Origin of the sequence: Sinomicrobium weinanense (assembly GCF_018863395.1) — a bacterium.
GTDB classification, from domain to species: Bacteria; Bacteroidota; Bacteroidia; order Flavobacteriales; family Flavobacteriaceae; genus Sinomicrobium; species Sinomicrobium weinanense.
Map to the genome: position 1 here is coordinate 613013 of NZ_JAHKRR010000001.1, position 22658 is coordinate 635670.

26 protein-coding genes and 1 tRNA gene are annotated in these 22658 nt (G+C 44.2%); 15 read left to right on the plus strand and 12 right to left on the minus strand.

Going from position 1 to position 22658, the window contains the following annotated elements:
- Window positions 1-5 precede the first annotated feature (5 nt).
- On the plus strand, window positions 6-1154 hold the full coding sequence (locus tag KN811_RS02640) for an alpha-hydroxy acid oxidase (RefSeq protein ID WP_187965400.1): 1149 nt from the start codon (window positions 6-8) through the stop codon (window positions 1152-1154).
- 194 nt (window positions 1155-1348) lie between these two features.
- Here the strand turns inward: KN811_RS02640 and KN811_RS02645 are convergent.
- Window positions 1349-1422 (minus strand) — tRNA-Met (locus KN811_RS02645).
- 168 nt (window positions 1423-1590) lie between these two features.
- Between KN811_RS02645 and KN811_RS02650 the strand changes: the two genes are divergently transcribed.
- Window positions 1591-1974: an START-like domain-containing protein gene (locus tag KN811_RS02650; protein WP_187965399.1), complete on the plus strand. Its 384-nt coding sequence runs from the start codon at window positions 1591-1593 to the stop codon at window positions 1972-1974.
- Window positions 1975-2030: 56 nt separating this feature from the next.
- Complete coding sequence (locus KN811_RS02655; RefSeq protein WP_187965398.1) at window positions 2031-2879, plus strand: aminotransferase class IV; 849 nt, start codon at window positions 2031-2033, stop codon at window positions 2877-2879.
- A 40-nt stretch (window positions 2880-2919) separates the two neighbouring features.
- On the opposite strand, the gene KN811_RS02660 is transcribed toward KN811_RS02655, so the two are convergent.
- The 7 genes from KN811_RS02660 to KN811_RS02690 form a co-directional block, all read right to left on the minus strand.
- Complete coding sequence (locus KN811_RS02660) at window positions 2920-3480, minus strand: YqgE/AlgH family protein (RefSeq protein WP_187965397.1); 561 nt, start codon at window positions 3478-3480, stop codon at window positions 2920-2922.
- 135 nt (window positions 3481-3615) lie between these two features.
- Window positions 3616-3888, minus strand: coding sequence for an HU family DNA-binding protein (locus KN811_RS02665; protein WP_187965396.1), 273 nt, complete (start codon window positions 3886-3888; stop codon window positions 3616-3618).
- Between the two features lie 192 nt (window positions 3889-4080).
- On the minus strand, window positions 4081-5028 hold the full coding sequence (gene fmt, locus KN811_RS02670) for a methionyl-tRNA formyltransferase (RefSeq protein WP_187965395.1): 948 nt from the start codon (window positions 5026-5028) through the stop codon (window positions 4081-4083).
- Window positions 5029-5177: 149 nt separating this feature from the next.
- Window positions 5178-7061, minus strand: coding sequence for a RecQ family ATP-dependent DNA helicase (locus KN811_RS02675; protein WP_187965416.1), 1884 nt, complete (start codon window positions 7059-7061; stop codon window positions 5178-5180).
- Window positions 7062-7331: 270 nt separating this feature from the next.
- Window positions 7332-7835, minus strand: coding sequence for a GNAT family N-acetyltransferase (locus KN811_RS02680; RefSeq protein WP_247716386.1), 504 nt, complete (start codon window positions 7833-7835; stop codon window positions 7332-7334).
- Window positions 7836-7907: 72 nt separating this feature from the next.
- Window positions 7908-8321 (minus strand): hypothetical protein, encoded by a 414-nt coding sequence (locus KN811_RS02685; RefSeq protein ID WP_187965393.1) that lies wholly within the window; start codon window positions 8319-8321, stop codon window positions 7908-7910.
- Between the two features lie 91 nt (window positions 8322-8412).
- Complete coding sequence (locus KN811_RS02690) at window positions 8413-8964, minus strand: AAA family ATPase (protein WP_187965392.1); 552 nt, start codon at window positions 8962-8964, stop codon at window positions 8413-8415.
- Window positions 8965-9178: 214 nt separating this feature from the next.
- Between KN811_RS02690 and KN811_RS02695 the strand changes: the two genes are divergently transcribed.
- The 3 genes from KN811_RS02695 to murA all read left to right on the plus strand — a co-directional run bounded on the left by KN811_RS02695 (window position 9179) and on the right by murA (window position 11757).
- Entirely contained in the window at window positions 9179-9460 is a 282-nt protein-coding gene (locus KN811_RS02695) for a DUF493 family protein (RefSeq protein WP_187965415.1), read from the plus strand.
- Between the two features lie 247 nt (window positions 9461-9707).
- Window positions 9708-10352 (plus strand): DUF4290 domain-containing protein, encoded by a 645-nt coding sequence (locus KN811_RS02700; RefSeq protein WP_187965391.1) that lies wholly within the window; start codon window positions 9708-9710, stop codon window positions 10350-10352.
- A 94-nt stretch (window positions 10353-10446) separates the two neighbouring features.
- Complete coding sequence (gene murA, locus KN811_RS02705; RefSeq protein WP_187965390.1) at window positions 10447-11757, plus strand: UDP-N-acetylglucosamine 1-carboxyvinyltransferase; 1311 nt, start codon at window positions 10447-10449, stop codon at window positions 11755-11757.
- Window positions 11758-11779: 22 nt separating this feature from the next.
- Here the strand turns inward: murA and KN811_RS02710 are convergent, their stop codons facing one another.
- The 4 genes from KN811_RS02710 to KN811_RS02725 all read right to left on the minus strand — a co-directional run bounded on the left by KN811_RS02710 (window position 11780) and on the right by KN811_RS02725 (window position 16295).
- The gene (locus KN811_RS02710) at window positions 11780-12442 is read right to left on the minus strand and encodes an ATP-binding cassette domain-containing protein (protein WP_187965389.1); all 663 of its coding nucleotides are present in this window, start codon (window positions 12440-12442) and stop codon (window positions 11780-11782) included.
- Window positions 12439-12729, minus strand: coding sequence for a hypothetical protein (locus KN811_RS02715; RefSeq protein WP_187965388.1), 291 nt, complete (start codon window positions 12727-12729; stop codon window positions 12439-12441). Before KN811_RS02715 ends, KN811_RS02710 begins: the two co-directional genes overlap by 4 nt.
- A gap of 890 nt (window positions 12730-13619) precedes the next feature.
- Window positions 13620-15794, minus strand: coding sequence for an endonuclease MutS2 (locus tag KN811_RS02720; protein WP_187965387.1), 2175 nt, complete (start codon window positions 15792-15794; stop codon window positions 13620-13622).
- A gap of 60 nt (window positions 15795-15854) precedes the next feature.
- Entirely contained in the window at window positions 15855-16295 is a 441-nt protein-coding gene (locus tag KN811_RS02725) for a PH domain-containing protein (RefSeq protein WP_187965386.1), read from the minus strand.
- 111 nt (window positions 16296-16406) lie between these two features.
- Between KN811_RS02725 and KN811_RS02730 the strand changes: the two genes are divergently transcribed.
- The 9 genes from KN811_RS02730 (at window position 16407) to KN811_RS02770 (ending at window position 22658) form a co-directional block, all read left to right on the plus strand.
- Window positions 16407-16700: a DUF2089 family protein gene (locus tag KN811_RS02730; RefSeq protein ID WP_187965385.1), complete on the plus strand. Its 294-nt coding sequence runs from the start codon at window positions 16407-16409 to the stop codon at window positions 16698-16700.
- Entirely contained in the window at window positions 16690-17262 is a 573-nt protein-coding gene (locus tag KN811_RS02735) for a hypothetical protein (protein WP_187965384.1), read from the plus strand. Before KN811_RS02730 ends, KN811_RS02735 begins: the two co-directional genes overlap by 11 nt.
- 5 nt (window positions 17263-17267) lie before the next feature.
- Complete coding sequence (locus KN811_RS02740; protein ID WP_187965383.1) at window positions 17268-18212, plus strand: alpha/beta hydrolase; 945 nt, start codon at window positions 17268-17270, stop codon at window positions 18210-18212.
- Between the two features lie 160 nt (window positions 18213-18372).
- Window positions 18373-18912, plus strand: coding sequence for a bifunctional pyr operon transcriptional regulator/uracil phosphoribosyltransferase PyrR (gene pyrR / locus KN811_RS02745; RefSeq protein ID WP_187965382.1), 540 nt, complete (start codon window positions 18373-18375; stop codon window positions 18910-18912).
- A gap of 120 nt (window positions 18913-19032) precedes the next feature.
- The gene (locus tag KN811_RS02750) at window positions 19033-19962 is read left to right on the plus strand and encodes an aspartate carbamoyltransferase catalytic subunit (protein ID WP_187965381.1); all 930 of its coding nucleotides are present in this window, start codon (window positions 19033-19035) and stop codon (window positions 19960-19962) included.
- A gap of 3 nt (window positions 19963-19965) precedes the next feature.
- Entirely contained in the window at window positions 19966-20301 is a 336-nt protein-coding gene (locus tag KN811_RS02755) for a ribonuclease Z (RefSeq protein ID WP_187965380.1), read from the plus strand.
- A gap of 129 nt (window positions 20302-20430) precedes the next feature.
- Complete coding sequence (locus KN811_RS02760; protein ID WP_187965379.1) at window positions 20431-21336, plus strand: ribonuclease Z; 906 nt, start codon at window positions 20431-20433, stop codon at window positions 21334-21336.
- Between the two features lie 109 nt (window positions 21337-21445).
- Complete coding sequence (pdxH, locus tag KN811_RS02765) at window positions 21446-22093, plus strand: pyridoxamine 5'-phosphate oxidase (protein ID WP_187965378.1); 648 nt, start codon at window positions 21446-21448, stop codon at window positions 22091-22093.
- A gap of 79 nt (window positions 22094-22172) precedes the next feature.
- Window positions 22173-22658: a SixA phosphatase family protein gene (locus KN811_RS02770; protein WP_187965377.1), complete on the plus strand. Its 486-nt coding sequence runs from the start codon at window positions 22173-22175 to the stop codon at window positions 22656-22658.

Here is a 22658-nt window from a genome sequence, read left to right on the forward strand (position 1 = left end):
ACTACATGACATTGAATTTTGATTATAAATATCCATCGGTAGACGATTTAAGGCGAAAGGCCAAACAAAGAATCCCCGGATTTGCATTTGAGTACCTGGATGGTGGCTGTAATGAAGATGTCAATCTTCACCGGAATACGGCCGAACTCAGAGAAGTACAATTAGAGCCCCGCTATCTCAAAAATTATAAAGATGCCACCATAAAAACCACATTATTCGGAAAAGAGTACGATGCCCCTTTCGGGATCGCTCCTGTGGGATTACAGGGCCTGATGTGGCCCAACTCCCCCGAAATACTGGCTAAAGCGGCCTTAAGGCATAATATTCCCTTTATTTTAAGTACCGTAACCACATGCAGCATTGAACGCACAAGCGAACTTACTGAAGGAAATGCCTGGTTTCAACTATACAACCCGGTGGAAGACCGTATCCGGAATGATATCATTCGAAGGGCAGCAGATGCCCAGTGCCCTGCATTGGTCTTATTGTGCGACGTACCTACCTTCGGGTACAGGCCCCGTGATTTTAAGAACGGTTTGGCCTTACCTCCGAAAATGACGTTGCGGAATATGATCCAGATTTTGGGCAAACCTGCCTGGGCCTTCCAAACCCTGAAACACGGACAGCCCGATTTTGAAAATATGAAACCTTACATGCCCGAAGGACTTAATTTAAAACAATTGGGAAAATTCATGGACCAGACTTTTTCCGGCAGATTAAATGAAGAGCGAATTAAACCGATCAGGGATCAATGGAAAGGAAAGCTGATCTTAAAAGGCGTTGTTTCCGAAGCAGACACTCAGGAAGCTATACGATTGGGATTTGACGGTATAATCGTTTCAAATCACGGGGGAAGACAATTGGATGCCGGAGAATCGACCATCAGGCCTTTAATCGACATTGCCGGGAAATACGGGGATAAAATTGAAGTAATGATGGATAGCGGGCTCCGTTCCGGGCCTGATATAGCCAGGGCCCTGGCCGGCGGGGCCAAATTTACATTTATGGGAAGGTCATTCATGTACGGAACCGCTGCCCTTGGCCGTAAAGGCGGAGATCATACGATCTCCATGCTTAAAGTGCAGTTAAAACAGGTTATGGACCAACTTTGCTGTGAAGATGTCAGAGACCTGCCCCGGCATTTTGTCCGATAAGTAAATTTATAGGCCAGTAGATAAAAAGCACCGTTAATCGCAGTATTTCCGGTGCTTTTTTATTTTTATGATATGGTTCGAAGTCTTCCGGGGTACGTCCAGGTAGGGTATTTTGTGATATATTTTATTCGAAGCGGGAATGATAAGGATGTGATAAAAATAAAAAAGAGGCGCCCTATGAACACCTCTTTTTGTAGCGAGGACGGGATTTGAACCCGTGGCCTCCGGGTTATGAATCCGACGCTCTAACCAACTGAGCTACCTCGCCATTTTTAATCAAAGATACCGCAGCGTGCAGTAATATTGCCTTTGCGGCTGCAAATATAGAAACAAAATCGGGTACCGCAAATACATAATGCAAAAAATATTTTACGATTTTAAGTTAGGATTTTTGTAAGAAATAATTATATTGTCAGTCTTAAAAAAAGGAACAGATATGCAGGATAAAATAAAATACGAGCTTGAATTTCAGATACATTCTTCTCCTCAGCTTTTATATCAATATATTTCCACGCCTTCAGGATTGTCCGAATGGTTTGCCGATAATGTAAATTCGCGCGGGGAGATCTATACTTTTATTTGGGATGACAGTGAGGAGCAGGCCAAGCTGGTACGAAAAAAGAGTGGGGAATCAGTTAAGTTCAAATGGGTGGCCTCCGAAGACGATGCTTTTTTCGAATTCAAGATCGTAGTGGATGAAATTACCAAAGATGTTTCGTTACTGATCACCGATTTCACGGAAGAGGAAGAGCTCGACGAAGCCAAAATGTTGTGGGAAAACCAGATATCAGATCTCAAGCACGTTCTGGGCTCCGTATAAGGTTATTTCTGTTTTTACCAGTATATTTGCCCTGAATAAATTTTCAGGGCTTTTTTATGATCAATTTCAACGGCAAACTACAATCGTCCACTTCACTATTTTTAAATCACGAAAACCGGGGCCTTCGATATGGCGATGCCCTGTTCGAAACACTGAGGGTTGTTAATTCCAAGGTATTTTTCTGGGAAGAACACTATTTGCGGCTTATGGCCTCTATGCGTATCCTGCGGATGGAGATCCCTATGGCGTTCACCATGGAATATCTCGAGAAGGAGATATTAAAAACCATAGAGGCGAATGCCCTGGGCAATAAGGCTGTAAGGGTGAGGCTCAGCGTGTACCGGGAACCCGGAGGGCTGTACCTGCCCGAATCGAGAGGAGTAGAGTATATTGTAGAAACAAAGCCGCTGGAAAGCCCGTTCTATACGCTCAATGCAGAAGAATACGGCGTAGAGCTCTTTAAAGACCATTGGGTCAATTCCGGTTTGTTGTCTACCCTCAAAACCAGTAGCAGGCTTGTTAATATCCTGGCCGGTATCTATGCGGAAGAGAACGGATATGACAACACCCTCCTGCTCAATGAGAAGAAAAATGTGATAGAGGCCATTAACGGGAATGTTTTCCTGGTCAAGGGAAATACAATAAAAACTCCGCCTGTGAACGATGGTTGTATCAATGGCATACTGCGCAAACAATTGACCAAGATCATTTCCAAACTGGAAGGATATGCACTGGAAGAAGCCTCCATATCCCCGTTTGAACTGCAAAAGGCAGACGAGCTGTTTATCACCAATGTAATAACAGGTATCCGGCCCGTGACCCGGTACAGGAAAAAACAATTCCATACAGAGGTGAGCAGGGACCTTCTCGGTAAATTGAACCTGCAGGTACGTCTCGGGGGGTGATAAAAATATAAAAAGGGGTAGTGGAAAAGGTTGTGAAGGATTAGTTGAGGTTCGGGTTTTCCGGGGCATTGGACCAAAGGAGGTAATCCCCGCCGAATTCTACCATTTTTTCCTTCCAGAAAGAAGTAGCAGGCTTGCGGATAACATTGCTTTTATAGGTGTTTTCCGAAACCACCCAGGAGTTGGACTGTAATTCTTTTTCCAGCTGAAAAGTATCCCATCCGGAGTATCCCAGAAAAAATTTGATATCGGCATTTTTAATGGTGCCGTCATTGATCAGCTGCACAATGACCTCAAAGTCTCCGCCCCAGTATATCCCGTGGGATATTTCTATACTGTTGCTGATCAATTGTGGCACTTTGTGAATGAAATAGAGATTGTCCTGCTCTACCGGCCCCCCGTTGTAGATCTTAAAAGATCTGGTAACTTCCGGTATCAGTTCATTGAGCCGGAAAGCCAGGGGTTTATTGAGGATAAAACCAATGGAACCCTCTTCATTGTGTTCGGCAAGCAGGACCACAGACCTGTTAAATGAAACATCTCCTATGATGGAAGGCTCTGCGATCAATAAATGTCCTTTTTGTGGTTTTAAGGCAATCATAGGCATTTTGTTTCTTTAAATCTAAAGAAAAAAATAATAAAAACAAACTTTCAAATGTAGAAAGTGATAGGGGAACATAAAAAAACACCTGTGATTTCACAGGTGTTTTTACTGTTATTTGAAAAAGCAGATAAATTAGTTTACAGCACCGCTCAATTCAGCTCCTGCTTTAAACTTAACCACTTTTTTAGCAGCGATCTTGATGGTCTTTCCGGTTTGCGGGTTTCTTCCTTCTCTGGCAGCTCTTTTAGAAACTGACCATGAGCCGAAGCCTACTAAAGAGACTTTATTACCTTTTTTCAGGCTTTTCTCTACGCTCCCCAGAAAAGACTCCAGAGCTTTTTTGGCTGCGGCTTTTGTGATGCCAGCATCGGCAGCCATGGCATCGATTAATTCTGTTTTGTTCATAATATTAAGAATTTAAAAAATTAATTGTTGGTTAAACATTGTTTTTAAATTGGCTACACAAATTTATACGGATTTCCTTATAACGCAAGTAAAATAAGGGGAAATCCCCTTTTTTGTTGATAACTTCGGAAAATTGTTGATAAAGTGTAGGCTTTTTCTTTGTTTTTTGCTAAGCTCAGTAATCATAGGCCTTTAGCTGACCCTGGCTCCCGGATGGAATGTATATCCGTTCAATACGTCCACGATATTCATTTTTCGTTTTCCGGGGAGTTGTATTTCTTTCAACTTTATAAAACCATCACTTGCGGCGACCTTTACTTCTCCTTTAGCTGTAACGATATTCCCCGTGGGTTCATTGTGCGAAACCTTTTCTTTTTCCGTCCCGTATATCTTTACCTGGGTTTCTTTGTCGTTGTTGAAAAGTGTGGTCCAGGCCCCGGGGTAAGGGCTGAGTCCCCGGATATGGTTGTATATTTCAGCAATACCCTTGTTCCAGTCTATCCGGCAGGTGTCCTTATCTATTTTGCTGGCGGTTTTTGGATCGGAGACCTCTTCCTGTTTCCTGGTAGCTACATGGCCCGTTTCTATTTGCCTTACGGTGGTCAGTACCAGCTCAGCCCCGGTTTTCATCAGTTTGTCGTGAAGGCTTCCGGCATTGTCGTCCGGAAGGATGTCCTCCTTTTCCCGGAGAATGATCTCTCCGGTATCGATCTTGTCATCGATAAAAAAGGTGGTGACCCCGGTGACACTTTCACCGTTTATGATGGCGTGGTTGATGGGAGCTGCTCCGCGGTAATCGGGCAGGAGGGAGGCGTGCAGGTTAAAGGTCCCGTATTCCGGCATCTGCCATACGGCCCGGGGAAGCATACGGAAAGCCACCACTACCTGCAGGTTGGCGTTTAGTGACCGCAATTCGGCCAGGAACTGCTCGTCCTTTAGGTTAGTGGGTTGCAGTACTTTCAGGTTTTGAGACACGGCATACTGCTTTACGGCCGATTGCCGGATGCTTCGGCCCCTTCCCGCAGGCTTGTCCGGGGCTGTGATTACCCCGGCTATGGTATAGTTGTTTTCTACAAGTTTTTTCAGGCTTTCCACCGCAAACTCCGGGGTGCCCATAAAGACTATTCTCAAATTTCTCATTTGTCAGGTTCAGGATTTAATGTTTAAGATTCAAAGTTTTTCGTCTTGCCTCCTAACACCCCCCTGCCCCCTCAAGGGGGGAGTCTTAATTCTGTTAAAAAGTGTAACAGCTCCCCCCTTGAGGGGGGCAGGGGGGTAACGAGCGAATGTTAAATTAACTCATACTCATTCTTATCATTTATTGTTATTTTGTCTTCTTCGAGCAATTTTTTCAAAACGTCCAGGATATATTTTTCTTTAAAAGTAAGGCTTTCGGTAAGTTCTCTGGAGGTCATGCCTTTTTGTTTCAGGGCTTTCAGGGTTTCTTCTTCGATGATCTTTGTGACTTCTCCCGAAATGCGGTTTTGTTTTTTCTGTATACACACCGAGCAAATGTCGCAGTCTGCCGTATCCTTTTCTCCGAAATAAGAGAGTATCTGCCGGCCTTTGCAGGTCTTGTTGTCATTGACATACCGGATAACCGACGCTACCTGTTTGTATTTTTGCTTGTTCTGCTTTTTGATCCCCTTGGCGATGACATTTATGGTAATATCGTCTTCGCGGGGGACCAGGAAGGTGATCTGTGCATCGGAGTGCTGAGCAGTATAGGAAATGATCTCGTCTTTGGCGAGTTGTTCCAGTACGGCGATCACTTTTTTTTCTTCCGAAGTGGTTTTTTGTGCTATGAGCTTCGGGTTGATTTTGATCTCGTTGTCAAAAATGCCTCCGTAGGTACGAAGGATGGCCTGGGTAATGTGTTCAACCCCCGGATTCTTGTCCAGATACAGAAAGAGCTGATGATTGGACACGACGAATTGAAGTGTGGTTTTCCTTTCGAATTGTTCGGACAGTGATATTACGGAATTGCGGTCGAGTAGCTTCAGCCCGTTGTACGCGAGTACGGGGTTCAGTTTGTAGGTGGAGCAAAATTGGTTGAAATTGAAGGAAAACGCGGCGTTTTCTCCTTCGCCATAGGATACCTGGAAATAGTTGTTGAGTTTTTTATATAAGTGTTTTATGAATTGCACCTCCGGCAGGTTGTCGAGGAATTGGTTTCTCAGGTAGCGTTCGTCGTCCTGGTTTTTCAGGATCACGGCAAACGCTTTATTGCCGTTTCTACCGGCCCTTCCGGCTTCCTGGTAGTAGCTTTCCATGTTCTCCGGCAGGTGCATATGGACGATCGTTTTTACATCCGGCTTGTCTATGCCCATACCAAAGGCATTGGTGGCCACCATGGCCTGTGTACTGTTGTTGAGCCATTGCCGCAACTTTTCGTTCTTTTCCTCGGGGGTAATGCCGCCGTGATAGTAATCTGCCGTGATATTATTGGCTTTCAGGTGAGCAGCTATTTCTGCCGTGGCTTTACGGTTCCTGACGTAAACAATAGAAGAGCTGGGGTTCTTTCTGAGGATCTGCTTGAGCTTGTAGAGCTTATCCTCTTCTTCAAACACCATATAAGCAATGTTGGGCCGGGCGAAGGAATGCCGGAAAACAGTGGCTTCCCCGATCCGGAGATTTTCCAGGATATCTTCGGTGACCTTTGCGGTTGCGGAAGCAGTGAGGGCAATGGTCGGGACGTTCGGGAACATTTCCTTGAGCACAGCACAGTTCCGGTAGGCCGGCCGGAAATCGTTTCCCCATTGAGAGATACAGTGAGCCTCGTCTATGGCTACGAGGTTTACGGGCATCTGGCGTATCCTTTCCAAGACCAGGTCTTGTTGCAGGCGTTCCGGAGACAGGTACAGGAATTTGTAATTGCCGTATATACAATTGTCCAGAATACTGTCTACCTCGCTGTATTTTAGTCCGCCAGTCAGTGCCGTTGCCTTGATGCCTTTGGCCTTCAGGTTCTCCACCTGATCGCGTATAAGGGCCACCAGGGGAGAGATAACAATGCATATGCCGTCCCTGGTCAGGGCAGGGACCTGGAAACATATGGATTTTCCGCCGCTTGTTGGAAGCAGGGCCAGGGCATTTTGTCCGCCCAAAAGTGCATTGATGATCTGCTTTTGCGGATGCCGGAAGGTGTCAAACCCCCAGTACTTGTTTAATATGTGTAGTGGTTCTAGCGTGGTTTATAGTTTTAGGTTCAACCCTTCGACACTTCGGCTGCGCTCAGTGCAGGCAAGCTCAGGGTGACAGGTTTAAAGTCTAAAGTTCAAGGTTTCAGGTTTGGTTTTGGTTTTTGGGCTTGTCTGAGTTGTGTTGATGAACTTTAGTGTAAAAACTAACTCTAAGTTAGGAAAAAGTACCCGAAGTAAGGAAAATATGTAGGGTTTTCAGACAGCCCGGAGAGGCTTAAGGCCTCATAAATCGTCATTCGGCTATTTCCGGGAGATACCCTCATAACTGTTGTTAGGGATTTTTGTCTTGTCCAGTTGCTTTTTCATTTTATAATTTGTGAGTTCAATACCTTGTTTTATCACCTTTTGCTTTGTTAATACCTCAAATCCGGCTTTTTCAAAAAAGGGTCTGGCCGTTATGCTGGCATTTACGGTCAGTTCCGATTGTCCTCTTTGTATGGCTTCTTTCTCAATTTTATTATAGAGTTCACGGGCAATTCCCTGGCGCTGGTAATCCTTGTGAACAAAAAGGAGGTCAATATGATGGCCTTTATCCAGGGTGCAAAAACCGGTTATTTTTTCGTTGTTTTGGGTAACCCATACCTGCTGACTTGTTAAAATGCGATGCCACCTGTCTTTGTCTTCAATGCCCGAAGCCCATACATGTATTTGTTCGTTATTGTAGTCACTCCTGCATATTGTAGAGATGGTATCGGCAAACAGTTGCCGTAATTCTTCCAGGTCTGCAAGTTGTCCCTTTCTCAATGTTCTTGTTTTTAATTTACTAATGAATATACCGGGAGTTGTTGGAGGTTTAACGGATCTTATGCGATACATTCAATCAAAAGGCAAAAGGTCCGGTTCTAAAAAATGTTTTTTTGCCCATGGAGAATTGTAAATATCTACTCCGTAATGACAGGACATGAGGTCCTTAAAATTATATTTCAGTCTTGGAAATTCTCTTATGAATGCCCTAAATGTCCCGGATTCCGATCTCAGCATAAAGTGATAAACCGCCTTAACTGCTGCAACCGTCAGGGTCTTATTGAATTTATGGGCTGCTCCGAGTTTCGTTACATAGTTCAGTAATTGAAAACACAGGTTGTCAATAGCCTTGTCAATCCCATATTTATCAATATGGATCCAGGCAAGCCTTAGATGGGCTTCGTGGTTGAACAATTCAGGACTAAGGGTTCCGCTTTCAAACTGTTGTTCAAATTCGAAGTCACTTAATGTGAAATGATTTTCCATAACTTCTTTATTTATCATTGTTTTTTCTCAGTCTGCCGTCAACCATCCTTCTCTGATTGCATTCAATCTGCAATCAATCCTCATTTCCCCGTCACCACTGCTTTTCCGTTTCCAGGTATTTCAGCATAAAATCTACCCGGGCCGATACAGGGCCGATGGGGACCTCTACAAGTTCGTATCCGTAAGCAATATAAGTAGATTTTATAAAATGATGAATAACTTCGGCCTGTTGAAAGTTTTCATAACGTTCGTTGTCGGAAACATAGATGTCTTCCCAGGGGGGTAATACGAATATTACATCATACCTGCAATGTTTACAGATCTCTGTAAAATCTGGCGGATAGGAAGTGCCGGCATAGTCCATGTAAGCGAGTACATCATGGACTCCCCGGTCTATAAAGACCCTGCCTGCCTTTTCTTTTTCTGCCCCGGCATATTGCTGCCTTCGGCTTTCCAGCAATTTTTTACTGAACAATAAAGGATCAGTGAGAAATAACTGGGCTATTCCCTGTTTTTGCGCTTCCAGGGTAACCTGCCTGGATATTTCCGGAAAACAGGTGTCCCCCCTCAGGGAGAGCTCCTGCAGGACGGATGATTTTCCCGTTCCCGGCCCTCCTGTGATAACAATTTTCTTCGTATTCACCGCTATTTTTTCAAAAATGCAAAATAAGGAAATGCAGGTGGAACTAAAAAATCTAACATGGAATTTATACCAGGATAAAGGCCAAAGAACACATCGATTACCGAATACCGAATACTGACTACCAACTTTTGGCAGAAAGTACATTTGCGCTGTTCGGGAGAAGCTGTATCTTTGCACTAAACAAGAAACACTAATTTATTTGGAAGATCAGACGATGGGTTCGGAAAAGGAATTTTACAAGCGATTGAAAGAAGAATTGAACAATACAACTACGTGGCCATCGAGTTACCTATATAAGTTTATCGTTCCGACCGATACGGATAAAATCAGCCAGATCGAAGATATTTTTGACAACAGGGGTGCGGTAATAAGCAGTAAAAAATCGTCCAATGGCAAATACACTTCGATTTCCGTTCAACTTATCATGCAAAGTGCAGATGATGTTATTGAAAAATACAGAGAAGTAGGGAAGGTAGAAGGAGTGATCTCTCTTTAATAGGGATCTGTAAATTTATTTGTAATTAAAGAAGCAAACGTATCAGGATGTAGAAAGTTGGTATTTGCTGATCCGTATTGATCGGCCACACCAGATACCGAATACCGATCACCGAATACCAAACCACTCATCTCTCCTGCGATAATTGCTGGTTATTCGGAAAAAAATTAGTATTTTGCACTCCGTTACTTTGCTCCGCCCCAACTTGGTTACACTTCAATTATAGCAAATTTAATTCTTAAATATTTTGATCAATAGTTTAGAGTATAATACAGAGCGTAAAAGGCTTATTATTCCCGAATATGGCCGTCATATACAAAAAATGATAGACTATGCGGTTTCCATAGACGACCGGGAGGAACGCAATAAGGTGGCCAGGGCCATCATTGGAGTTATGGGAAATCTCAATCCCCATTTAAGGGATGTTCCCGATTTTCAGCACAAGTTGTGGGACCAGCTCTTTATCATATCCGATTTTAAACTGGATGTGGATTCGCCTTATCCGAAACCGGAAAGAGAACTTCTGGAACAAAAACCGGAACCGTTGAAATATCCCCAGAATCATCCCAAATACCGTTTTTACGGGAACAATATCAAAAGGATGATCGATGTCTGTAACAGCTGGGAAGAAAGCGATCTCAAGGAAGGCCTGAAATTTACGATTGCCAACCATATGAAAAAGAGCTTTCTCAACTGGAATAAAGACACTGTGGAAGATGGAGTGATATTTGATCACCTTTACGAGTTGAGCGAAGGTAAGATCAACCTGGCCAAATGGGATGAAGACCTTACGGACAGTGATGACCTGATGCGTGGCAAATCCAGGCACGGAGGGAAGCCCAGCCAGAAAAACCGGAATACCAAGAATAACCGGAACAAAAAACGCTACTAAATCTTATTTTCAAATCCCCGATTTCGGCTTCGCCCTGCCATGGATATGTTACCGGAGGGAAGGGGCTGGAATTTTTTAAATACGATGGTCTTTAATGGGTACATTTAAAATAGAAGGAGGACAAACACTACGAGGAGAAATCACCCCTCAGGGAGCAAAAAACGAAGCCTTACAAATATTGTGTGCCGTACTGCTTACGGACGAAACCGTTACCATACACAATATTCCCGATATATTAGATGTCAATAAACTTATTGACCTGCTGGAACGGCTGGGTGTCAAAACAGAAAAGCTGGGCAAGGGCGCATATAGCTTCAAAGCTGATGAAATAGACCTGGACTACCTGCAATCCGTACAATTCAAGGAAGACGGTAAAGGCCTTCGCGGTTCCATTATGATCGTAGGGCCGCTGCTGGCGAGATTTGGCAAAGGATATATTCCCAAACCCGGCGGAGATAAGATAGGGCGCAGGCGCCTGGATACGCATTTCGAAGGCCTCATTAAACTGGGAGCCAGGTTCCGGTATAACCGGGAGGAATATTTTTATGGCGTGGAAGCCGAAAAGCTGAAAGGCGCATACATGCTGCTGGACGAGGCTTCGGTGACCGGAACGGCAAACATTGTCATGGCTGCCGTACTTGCAGAAGGGACTACGACCATCTACAACGCCGCATGCGAACCTTATTTACAGCAGTTGTGCAAAATGCTCAACAGGATGGGAGCCAGGATCAGTGGTGTAGGGTCTAACCTGCTTACCATTGAAGGTGTTGAAAAACTGGCGGGAACCTCGCATACCATGCTGCCCGATATGATAGAGATAGGCAGCTGGATAGGCCTTGCTGCCATGACACAAAGCGAACTGACCATTAAAAATGTTGGCTGGGGAAGCCTGGGGCAGATCCCGAATGTGTTCCGTAAACTGGGAATTACCATTGAAAAAAGAGATGACGATATCTATATTCCGCCTCATACCGACGGTTACGAGATACAGAGTTATATAGACGATTCCATACTAACGGTGTCTGACGCTCCGTGGCCAGGCTTTACACCGGACCTGCTGAGCATTATACTCGTTGTGGCTACCCAGGCCAAGGGTAGTGTGCTTATACATCAAAAGATGTTTGAAAGCCGCCTGTTTTTTGTGGATAAGCTGATAGATATGGGAGCCAAGATCATCCTTTGCGATCCACACAGGGCTACGGTGATCGGGCACGACTTCAAATCCAGGCTCAAGGCCACGACCATGACCTCTCCCGATATCAGGGCAGGAGTTTCGCTATTGATCGCCGCACTTTCCGCCAAGGGAACATCTACCATACACAATATCGAACAGATAGACCGCGGTTATGAAAATATCGATGAACGTTTGAGGGCTATCGGGGCCAGGATAGAGCGGATTGCATAGGTGATTCCGGTTTCACCGCGTATTATGCGGTCCCGGGAATGTATCCCCAATGTTTGAGTTCATCTTTGTCACTGATCTGCTTTGTTCCGCCGTCATGGAGCAAAATTGTCTTTGTGGCAATCCCGGTAATATTTTTATAGTCGTGGTCAGTAATAATAAATCCCTTATGCTCTGATTGTTCCCTGATCATTGCTTTAATGTCGTCTTTATAAACGGGAGCAATACCATTGAAGGGTTCATCGATAAGGATAAACTTAGCGTTCGAAAAAACGATCAATAATACCTCGATCAAACGTTTTTCTCCGGAAGATAATTGTTTGCTTGTTCTGTTGAGCAATGGCCTTATGTGAGAATAGTTTTTTATTTTTTCCGCGTTCTTTTTATGGCAGAACAAGGATATTATGGTTTTTACTTTTGTATGGTCTGGCAGGAAATTGTCCTGGGGTAAGTATTTAATGAGATTTCGGGTGTCGGCCACTCCTTTTAAAACTTTCTCATCAATTCTTACAAATTTGTTTTCTGCCGGGATGGAGCCAAAAATAATCTTCAATAAGGTCGATTTGCCCGACCCGTTTCTCCCGAGCAACCCGACAATTTCGCCGGACTTACATGTAATAAAAACATCTGTCAGCAACTGTTTGTCCGGGAAGATTTTTCTTATACTGTCTATATGAAGTAAGCTCATATCAGTGAGAGGATCAGGGCAATGAATAAACTTATGGAAATGGTGCTTGCCCATAGCACAGGTTTGTTTAACCCGAGATTAAAATAGAAATAATATTCGTTTTTATTCCTTACCTCATAAATGAAATAGTGAAATAAGGGAGTCAATAAGAAATAGGCCAATCCGGACCATTTAAATGAAAAGCTCCCTGTGGCCGATAATCCTAAGATCCCTGTCAAAATAGCTATTGAAGCCAAAGGAAGTATCAGTTTTTTATAAAAGGTCCATATGCTTAAGATTATACTCATATACTCAAAACTGTCTGATGGTATATCCTTCTGAAAAATAGATATGGTTAATGTTTTTTCAGGGATAAGACCTTGTTAAAGGTACTCAAAATCCTCAAAATTCGCTGCGTCTTCCCCGAGATATCCCAGGCCACGGACAAAAAACGAAATATAGGGGCAAAAGGATCATCTTGTAGTCAATTAAAGGAAGTTTAAACGAGTTCATTGGTTTATGTACTATCTTTGTTGTGTAAAATATGTGTTATGCAGAGAGTTGTAATAGACATACCGGATAACAAAATAAACTTCTTTATGGAGTTCATAAGGCAACTTGGCTTTAAAAAAGTGTAGAGGCTTTCCAAAGAGAAAAAGGAATTTGTAGATGATGTAAAAGACTCTTTAAAAGAAGTGGAAAAACATAGGCGGGGAAAAATAAAACTTTCCACCGCAAAAGAGTTTTTGGATGAGCTTTAGTGTAATTACTATCAATGTTTTTAATATCAAAAAAACTCCTCCCTTGTGATGAAGGGAGGTGGCCAAACTTCAGTTTGGACGGAGGGTTAGAAAGCCTATGTCTCAGGAAAAATATAAACGTATGGGGTGAAATCCCAAGGCTTGGGCCGGGTCAACAAACTCCCCGACCCACCAAAGGTGGCCCACCCCTACTTCGGCAAGCTCAGCACAGGCCTTCATCTGAAGAGGGGAGCCTTAAGCTCTTAAAATCAATAGAGTATTTGCAACGGAAATTTAAATCACTTCATGGTATAAAGCCAAAAAAAGGCTTTGAATCCAGGGTCTTTTACTAAATCTATACTATCTTTTTTAAGCCTGTGTCTTAAAAGCCCTGTCCGAACCATAACACTCTCACCCAATAGCGTGGTACTTTTAAGGACGTAATAGAGTAAAAAGTATTATTTCTTCTTAGCCTCCACCAGCTCCAACTGATCCAGGCTTACATTGGTGGTAAAAAGTCCGTAATTGACCACAGCTTTGTTCTTTTCTATGGTTTCGATATCGCCTACGGCTTTTCCGTCCGTCATCCTCACCCTGTCACCGATCTTGAGTACGGGCTGGGGTTTGTTCTTTTCCTGGAGGGCGGCTTTTTTCTTTTCCTTCTTTTTCTTTTCGCGGATGACTTCCACTTTTTTCTCCATTTCCTGTGCCACCTGCTTTTTCTGTATTTTTTCTTCCTTCTTCTGCTTGGGGGGCTTGGGCTTTCGTTTGCTGTTCTCGGTTTCTACAATACGGAGAAATTCGGAGATCAGCGGGCGTTTTTTTTTGTCGGCAAAATATTTTTCAGCAATGTCGTTGACCTTGTTGCCCAGGTAGATCATCCGTTGGTTATGGTCGAACAGTTGCTGGTAGCTTTCGAGTTTGGACTGTATCTTTTCGTTAAGGCCCTCCAGTCGTACAGCCTCATCCCGCGCCTTGGTTTCCTCGTCTTTAAGCTGTTTCGAGGTTTTCTCCATTTTGTTGCGCTCTTTCTGGAGTTTGGCTATGGTGGCGTCGAACCGCACTTTTCCACGTTCGATCTTTTTCTTGGCCCGGTTAATAAGGCTGTAAGGGATACCGTTTTTCTGCGCTACTTCGAAAGTAAAGGAGCTTCCTGCTTCTCCCACGATAAGGCGGAAAACAGGTTCCAGGCTTTTACTGTCGAACAGCATATTGGCATTGGAAGCACAGGGCAGCTCATTGGCCAGCATTTTCAGGTTGGCGTAGTGCGTGGTTATAATGCCGAAGGCTTCCCGGTGATAGAATTCTTCCAGGAAAGTTTCGGCCAGTGCCCCGCCCAGTTCCGGGTCGCTCCCGGTACCGAACTCATCGATGAGGAACAGGGTTTGGGCATTGCACTTCCGGAGGAAAAAGTTCATGTTCTTTAGACGGTAGCTATAAGTGCTCAGATGGTTCTCTATGGATTGGTTATCGCCTATATCCGTCAGGATACGGTCAAACAGGCACATTTCACTCCTAGGGTGTACGGGGACCAGCATACCGCTTTGCAGCATGAGTTGCAGGAGCCCTACGGTTTTCAGCGTAATGCTTTTTCCTCCGGCATTTGGGCCGGATATGACAATGACCCGGTTGCCCATATCCAGTGAAATGCTTTGCGGATAGGTCTTTTCTTCCTTTTTTTTGTTGGTAAGGTAAAGCAGGGGATGATAGGCTTCTATGAGATGCATTTTCTTTTCTTCCTTTACCGAAGGGAGAATAGCATTCATTTCCTGAGCATATTTGGCTTTGGCAGCTACCACATCCATAGTAGCCAGGAAATCCTGGTAGTCTTCCAGTAAAGGGATGTACGGACGGAGAAAATCGGTGAGGGCCCTTAATATCCTTTTGATCTCCTCGGATTCTTCGTATTCCAGGTTGCCGAGCTCCCGTGAATACCGCAGGGTAGTTTCGGGTTCGATATAAACGATGCTCCCGGTTTTGGAATTTCCCATGATGGCACCTTTTACCCGTTTGCGATACATGGCTTTTACGGCCAGGACCCGGCGGTTTTCTACCACGGTCTCCCGGATGTCATCGAGATATCCGGCAGTATTGCTGGACTGGAGAGCGCTCAGAAAACTCTGGTTGATCTTTCCCCGGACCTCACCAATGGATTTCCGTATGGCCGACAGTGCTTCGGAAGCGTCGTCCTTGATCTCTCCGAAACGGTCGATAATACTATTGATCTCCTGGATTATTGCAGTGGTGTGTTCTACTTTATCTGCCGTTTGGTGCAATGTAGGATAGTATTCCCTGAATTTCCTGAAAAACAGTATATGTGTATTTACCGTAGCGGAAATCGAGGCTATTTTTTTAAAACCACCGAGCTCGATCAGGGTATTCTCTATGTGCAGCAGTTTGATCTCCGGGCTGATACTGTCAAAATAATGGCCCGGGATGCTGTTGTTGTTATCAAAGGAAGCCACGTATTCCGACGTTTGGCGGAGGGACGTAAAAAGTTCCTCTTTCCTGGTGTAGGGAAATATCTGCAGGGCCATTTCCTTTCCGAGCTCCGTGTTACAGATAGATTCGATCTGTGACAGCACGGTGGAAAATTCCAGGTCCTGAAGGGTTTTATGATGGATCTTATGCATGGCTGTTCTTTATTGTACCAAATATTTCGGTGCAAAGATAAGCAGTATGTGCAAAGTATATTACCGGGAAGAAGATATCCTTGTGATCTTTATGGTGTCATTTCTTTTCAGTACCTCCCCGATAAACTCTTCGTTGGATTCCGGGCTGATGTAAATGTCATTGTATTTATCGTATTTAATGATCAACCCTTTTCTTGCCAGGGCTGGCTTTAACCCGACATACATCGTTTTGCCTACAACGATCTCCCCGACCCTTTCTAAAGCTATTTCACCGCTTATCGGGCCGCAGTGATACCGGAAAGAACGATCGGTCAACAGGTATCCGGTATGGTGCAAAATCCATAGGACAAAACCGGAGGAAAGAAAAACTATGATATGTACTCCGATGTGCGACCACCCGTTTCCTGTAATAATATCTGTAACAGAACTGCCCAGTAAAACTAAAGTTATGGCATAAAGAAAAATGAAGAGGAATGGCTCCTTTCGGCTTTTGAAATACATGCGGTATAAATTTTTATGACCATCAAATATAAATAAAATTTAATTGTTATTTAATTTAATTGATTTAATATTTAATTTTATTTATATTTGAAGAACTAAATATAATATTCTATGGCTTTTAAACTCCCTGTGCATTGCCCCAGTTGTGAAACGATGCTTTCAGTATCCCAACTCAGTTGTCCGGAGTGCAGCACGGTGGTGTCTGGCAATTATGACCTGCCGTTATTTTTGCAGCTCACCCGGGACGAACAAGATTTCATTATGCAGTTTATTTTAAACAGCGGAAGCCTGAAGGAAATGGCCGCTCAGATGGGTAACAGCTATCCTACGGTAAGAAATAAACTGGATGATATCATAGGAAAAATCAACCAACTAAAAAATAAGAATGGAAAGGATGATGACTAACCCTTTTGTAAGGTATTCCGAAAAAAAGCTCCTTTTTACGGGTCTGTTTGCTACGATCATCGGGTCTGTGCTGGCAGCGCACTTTTATACACGTTACGATGGCGTTCTGGATGCCCATACCGTCAGTGAACTGAAATACTATATGCCCTTTCTTGACAATGTGATAAATGTTTTCTGCCTTTCCCTGGTTTTATACGGGATAGGAAAATACATTAACCGGAAAACAAGAGGGGTGGATATATTAACGGTGGTATTAATATCGAGAATTCCTTTATACATATTCCCGCTGTTTCAGATCGGAGGATATTTGGATGAGATAACAAAAAAGTTGCTTCCCGCTGCCGGAAATGCCTTTGAATTGAATATAACCGGAATAGAGATGATATTCTTACTGGTGTTCGCTTTGGTATACTTTGCTGCTTTGGCGTTGTTTATCGTTTTGTTAAGGTATGGCTTTGCTGTGGCTTCGAATGTAAAATCAGTGAAGCATTGGGTGCTGTTTGCTTTTGGAATACTGGTGGCCGAGATACTGAGTAAATTGATCTTCCTGACATTAAATTAAAACAAATGATAAAAAAAATACTTTACACCGCTGCCTTTTTAGTTACGGCCGTTGCAACAGCCCAGGAGTCTGACATTACGACCCGTGATCTGCAAGTGAACGAACTGCTGCCGGGAACCCTGTTCTCTGCCGGAAACACTCCGGGGAAAAAGAACCTGATTATTCTTATAGCAGGTTCCGGCCCTACAGACAGGTATGGCAACGCCCCGGGGTTGGGGTTGAAATGCAATTCGTTGAAATATCTTGCAGAAGGCCTTGTGAGTAATACCTGGGATATCTTTAGCTTTGACAAACGCATTTTTGCTTTGGCAAGGTCCGGGAAACTGGATGAAAGCAAACTGAGGTTCGAAGAACTCATTGGCGATGTAAAGGATATCATTGCTTATTTCGAAAAAGACTACGACAAGATCGTCCTGGCCGGGCATAGCGAAGGATCCCTGATCGGGATGATGGCTATGGGGAAACAGGTCGATGCATTTATCTCCCTGGCAGGCCCTGGAAGAGATGCAGGTGAGGTTATGGAAGAACAAATAGCAGCCAATTCACCGATGCTCGATACGGTACAGACCGGGAAATACATTTCACTCCTGAAGGAAGGAAAGACTTTTGTGCCCGAAGGCCCTGTTTATAAAATGATTTTCCGGGAAAGAGTACAGCCCTACGTGATCTCATGGATGAAGTATACCCCTGCTGAAGAAATTAAAAAACTCTCCGTCCCCGTACTTATCGTAAACGGTACACGGGACCTCCAGGTAAAACCGTCCGAAGCCCGTTTACTCAAAAAAGCACAGCCCGGAGCGGAACTGGTCGTTATAGAAGGTATGAATCATATCTTCAAAGAAGTCAGGGAAGACAGGGCAGCAAATCTGGGCACATACAGCAACCCCGACCTTCCTGTTGTTCCGGAACTGCTGGAAAAGATCCGGGGCTTTCTGAATGCTTCACTATAATAGGAGGTCTTATCTTTTTAAGGCCGGAAAGGGAAAATGGACATAGGACTGTATACGGCCAAACCAAACTTTCCTGTATCGAATTTCAAAATTAAATGCTTCTCATGTGTTAACAAGTTCGTAGAAATACGTATTTTTACGGCGAAATACGTTTGGAAACATGAGTCAAAAAGTTCTGCTTTCTTCCAAAGAGATCCATATTATTCTCCATCGATTGGCATGTCAGCTAATTGAAAACCATCTTGACTTTAAGAACACTGTTTTGATCGGCATACAGCCAAGAGGAAAATATCTTGCAGACCGGCTGTGCAGGGTTCTTCGTGAGGAATATCACGTAAAGGACATACAATTGGGTTATCTGGACATTACCTTTTACCGGGACGACTTTCGCCGGGGAGACAAACCTCTGGAAGCCAATAAGACCCAGATAGATTTTCTTGTCGAGGACAAGAAAGTGGTGTTTATAGACGATGTGCTCTATACCGGGAGGAGCATCAGGGCAGCACTTACGGCCATTCAGTCTTTCGGAAGGCCTGCGGAGATAGAACTGCTAGCCCTCATAGACCGGAGGTTCAGCAGGCATTTGCCTATTCAACCAGATTACAGGGGGCGCCAGGTAGATGCCATCAACGAAGAAAAAGTAAAAGTAATGTGGAAAGAGAACGAAGGAGAAGATGTCATATACCTTGTAAGCAATTAGCCCCTCGGCTCCCTTCGGTTAAACTCAGGGACCAGGTGAACTTTGAATCTTGCCCTTCGGCTTTACTCGGGGACCGAGTAAAACTTTGAACTTTGAACATTAAATTTTGAACTATAAAGCATGAGCGAGCTAAGTGTAGATCACTTATTAGGAATAAAATACCTGAATGAAGCGGATGTCCAGCTCATTTTTGAAACGGCAGACCATTTTAAGGAGGTCATCAACCGTCCGATCAAAAAGGTCCCTTCACTTCGGGATATTACGATAGCTAATCTTTTTTTTGAAAACAGTACACGTACAAAACTCTCCTTTGAACTGGCGGAAAAAAGGCTTTCTGCGGATGTCATTAATTTTTCTGCAGCCCAGTCTTCCGTGAAAAAAGGAGAAACCCTGATCGATACGGTAAACAATATCCTGTCCATGAAGGTGGATATGGTGGTGATGCGGCATCCCAACCCTGGTGCGGGTGTTTTTCTTTCAAAACATATAAAAGCGAGTATTGTAAATGCCGGAGACGGTGCGCACGAACATCCCACACAGGCCCTGTTGGATTCGTACTCCATAAGAGAAAAGCTGGGTGACGTAGCGGGGAAAAACGTGGTTATTGTGGGGGATATCCTGCATTCCCGGGTAGCGCTGTCCAATATCTTTGCACTGAAACTGCAGGGGGCTAATGTAAAGGTATGCGGTCCAATGACCCTTATCCCGAAATATATAGATTCCCTGGGGGTGGAAGTGGAAACCAATTTGAGAAAGGCCCTGGAATGGTGCGATGTGGCCAATATGCTCCGCGTACAGAACGAGCGAATGGACATCAGTTATTTTCCTTCTACCCGCGAATATACCCAGCAATTCGGGGTGAATAAAACCCTGTTGGACTCGCTGGACAAGGAGATAGTGATCATGCACCCCGGACCGATAAACCGCGGAGTGGAAATTACCAGTGATGTGGCCGATTCCAAACAGGCCATTATACTGAATCAGGTAGAGAACGGCGTAGCCATACGCATGGCCGTGATATATTTATTAGCGTCAAAAATTAAAAATTAAGCGATGATTTTTGATAAACAGGACAACAATACTACGATAGTGACCCAGGAAACAGGTTCCGTGCAAAACTTTTGTGGCCGCCTGGCAGAGGCATATGACAAGATCAGGACAGACAATCTAATCGTAAACCTGTTTTCGCTGGATGCCCTGACCATTAATGAACTGCTGGAATTTCTGGAAATATCCAACAGGCACCGGGCAGCGAAAAGATCTTTTGTTATTGTAACCAACAAGGTCAATTACGATGAGGTCCCCGACGAAATGGTAGTGGTCCCTACCTTGCAGGAAGCTCATGATATCATTGAAATGGAAGAAATAGAAAGAGATCTTAATTTTTGATTAGCGATTAACGATTTTGGATTTAGGGTTGACAATTTATCAGGGTGTTGGATGACAGATGTATATTAATAACAAATCCAAAATTACAATTTATTAATCTAAAACCGCAATTCGTAAATCCAAAATCCGATGAAACTTACCATCCTGGGATGTTATTCAGCCACACCAAGCGCTTTTGCCAATCCCACATCTCAGGTACTGGACATTAAAAATCATCTGTTCCTCATAGATTGCGGGGAAGGGACACAGGTACAGCTCCGCAGGCAACGGGTTAAATTTGCCCGGATAAAACATATCTTCATATCACATCTTCACGGCGATCATTTTTTCGGGCTTCCGGGGCTTATTTCCACTTTTGTGCTCCTGGGCAGGGAAGCTCCTTTACATGTTTATGGGCCCAAGGGGATCAAGGATGGCATTACCCTTTTGCTGAAACTGGGAAAGTCCTGGACCAATTTTCCCCTGGTATTTCACGAACTTTCTTCAGCAGTGCCCGAATGTATTTATGAGGACGACAAGGTAGAAGTGCATACTGTGCCCCTGGATCACCGGGTGTATACCAATGGTTTCCTGTTTCGGGAAAAACCGGGGGAAAGAAAACTGAAGATAGAAGAAGTACTGAAATACGATATCGATAAGTGTTATTATCGGAATATCAAGAACGGCAAGGACATACAGTTGGCCACCGGTGAGGTCATCCCCAATGAAAAACTCACTGCCGATCCGCCGTCTCCTAAAAGTTATGCATTTTGCAGTGACACGGCCTACAAGCCGGAGCTTGTTCCCTGGATCGAAGGTGTGGACATGCTCTATCACGAATCTACTTTTCTGGAACAGCATACAGATCTGGCTGCCAAGACGAAACACTCCACGGCAAAACAAGCCGCTATGATCGCACATGAGTCCGGGGCGGGTACCTTGCTTCTCGGACATTACTCTTCGCGTTATAATGATCTGGAAGCGTTTAGAAAGGAGGCGCAGACTGTTTTCCCCCGGGTGGAACTGGCCGAAGACGGTAAAACGTTTGATTTTTGATGTTGCCAGTTACCAGTTGTATTTAGTACTAAACCGGCAACCGGAACCTCACTAATCCAATAACAAAAAGTATCTTTGTAGAAAATCCTTTCCTAATACTTACGGAACAATGCAAAAAGACTTGAGTAATTACAGGCGATCCTATGAAAAAAAGGAACTTCTGGAATCGGAAGCTCCCGAAAACCCTATGGAACTGTTCCAGAAATGGTTCTTTGAAGTGGAGAAGGCCGGCGGGGTAGAGGAAGCCAATGCCATGACGGTCTCTACTATCGGGCTGGATGGTTACCCGAAGAGCCGGGTGGTTTTGCTTAAGAAATATACCTACGAAGGCTTTATTTTTTATACCAATTACAACAGCGAAAAAGGAAAGGCCATTGCTGCCTGTCCCCGGGTAAGCCTGTCTTTTTTCTGGCCCAATATGGAGCGGCAGGTCATTGTAAAGGGAACAGCCGAAAAGGTAGCTCCGAATTTGTCTGACGGATATTTCGAATCCCGTCCCCAGGGCAGTCAGTTAAGTGCCGTGGTTTCTGCACAGAGCGAGGTGATCTCCGGAAGGGAGGAATTGGAAAAAGCGTTGAAAGAACTGGAAACGGCCTACAAGGGCAAAGAGATCCCCCGGCCCGGGCATTGGGGCGGCTATATCGTAAAGCCGGTTTCCATAGAATTCTGGCAGGGCCGCCCGAACAGGTTGCACGACAGGATACGATACACCCTGCAAGAGGGCCTGGACTGGAAGATCGAAAGGCTTGCTCCTTGATAATTTGCCTGGAAAAACGTATCATTATACCACAGAAAGTGAATATCAGCAATCCGAATGATACAGAAATTGTAATTTCATGAAGCAACTCACCCTAATAAGACATGCCAAATCCTCCTGGGATTACAGTGTGGAAGACAGGAACCGGCCCCTCAAAGAAAGAGGGATGATGGATGCCGAAATGGTGTCTTCTCATGTAAGGGGAAAAGTCCCCGTTCCCGATATGGCCTTTTCCAGCCCTGCAAACAGGGCGTTGCACACCTGCACCATTTTTCTGAAAAACCTGGATATCCCACTTTCCCGCCTACAACTCACCGAGGCACTGTATGATTTTTCCGGAAGTTCCGTAGATCACTTTTTAAGAACGTTAGATAACCGTTATAAAAACGTTATGATCTTCGGGCATAATCATGCATTTACCGCTGTTTCCAATAAATTTGGGGATAAGTATACAGATAACCTGCCCACATCCGGATTGGTACATATAACCTTTAAAGCGGAACACTGGGCAGAGATCGGAAAAGGCACTACGGACCTCATGGTCTTTCCAAAGCATTTACGTTAA

Bases quoted from the DNA above. Each gene is read 5' to 3' on its own strand.
- KN811_RS02640 (WP_187965400.1), top strand. From the start codon at position 6: ATGACATTGAATTTTGATTATAAATATCCATCGGTAGACGATTTAAGG.
- KN811_RS02650 (WP_187965399.1), top strand. From the start codon at position 1,591: ATGCAGGATAAAATAAAATACGAGCTTGAATTTCAGATACATTCTTCT.
- KN811_RS02655 (WP_187965398.1), top strand. From the start codon at position 2,031: ATGATCAATTTCAACGGCAAACTACAATCGTCCACTTCACTATTTTTA.
- KN811_RS02660 (WP_187965397.1), bottom strand. From the start codon at position 3,480: ATGATTGCCTTAAAACCACAAAAAGGACATTTATTGATCGCAGAGCCT.
- KN811_RS02665 (WP_187965396.1), bottom strand. From the start codon at position 3,888: ATGAACAAAACAGAATTAATCGATGCCATGGCTGCCGATGCTGGCATC.
- fmt (WP_187965395.1), bottom strand. From the start codon at position 5,028: ATGAGAAATTTGAGAATAGTCTTTATGGGCACCCCGGAGTTTGCGGTG.
- KN811_RS02685 (WP_187965393.1), bottom strand. From the start codon at position 8,321: ATGGAAAATCATTTCACATTAAGTGACTTCGAATTTGAACAACAGTTT.
- KN811_RS02695 (WP_187965415.1), top strand. From the start codon at position 9,179: ATGGGTTCGGAAAAGGAATTTTACAAGCGATTGAAAGAAGAATTGAAC.
- murA (WP_187965390.1), top strand. From the start codon at position 10,447: ATGGGTACATTTAAAATAGAAGGAGGACAAACACTACGAGGAGAAATC.
- KN811_RS02710 (WP_187965389.1), bottom strand. From the start codon at position 12,442: ATGAGCTTACTTCATATAGACAGTATAAGAAAAATCTTCCCGGACAAA.
- KN811_RS02715 (WP_187965388.1), bottom strand. From the start codon at position 12,729: ATGAGTATAATCTTAAGCATATGGACCTTTTATAAAAAACTGATACTT.
- KN811_RS02720 (WP_187965387.1), bottom strand. From the start codon at position 15,794: ATGCATAAGATCCATCATAAAACCCTTCAGGACCTGGAATTTTCCACC.
- KN811_RS02725 (WP_187965386.1), bottom strand. From the start codon at position 16,295: ATGTATTTCAAAAGCCGAAAGGAGCCATTCCTCTTCATTTTTCTTTAT.
- KN811_RS02730 (WP_187965385.1), top strand. From the start codon at position 16,407: ATGGCTTTTAAACTCCCTGTGCATTGCCCCAGTTGTGAAACGATGCTT.
- KN811_RS02735 (WP_187965384.1), top strand. From the start codon at position 16,690: ATGATGACTAACCCTTTTGTAAGGTATTCCGAAAAAAAGCTCCTTTTT.
- KN811_RS02740 (WP_187965383.1), top strand. From the start codon at position 17,268: ATGATAAAAAAAATACTTTACACCGCTGCCTTTTTAGTTACGGCCGTT.
- pyrR (WP_187965382.1), top strand. From the start codon at position 18,373: ATGAGTCAAAAAGTTCTGCTTTCTTCCAAAGAGATCCATATTATTCTC.
- KN811_RS02750 (WP_187965381.1), top strand. From the start codon at position 19,033: ATGAGCGAGCTAAGTGTAGATCACTTATTAGGAATAAAATACCTGAAT.
- KN811_RS02755 (WP_187965380.1), top strand. From the start codon at position 19,966: ATGATTTTTGATAAACAGGACAACAATACTACGATAGTGACCCAGGAA.
- KN811_RS02760 (WP_187965379.1), top strand. From the start codon at position 20,431: ATGAAACTTACCATCCTGGGATGTTATTCAGCCACACCAAGCGCTTTT.
- pdxH (WP_187965378.1), top strand. From the start codon at position 21,446: ATGCAAAAAGACTTGAGTAATTACAGGCGATCCTATGAAAAAAAGGAA.
- KN811_RS02770 (WP_187965377.1), top strand. From the start codon at position 22,173: ATGAAGCAACTCACCCTAATAAGACATGCCAAATCCTCCTGGGATTAC.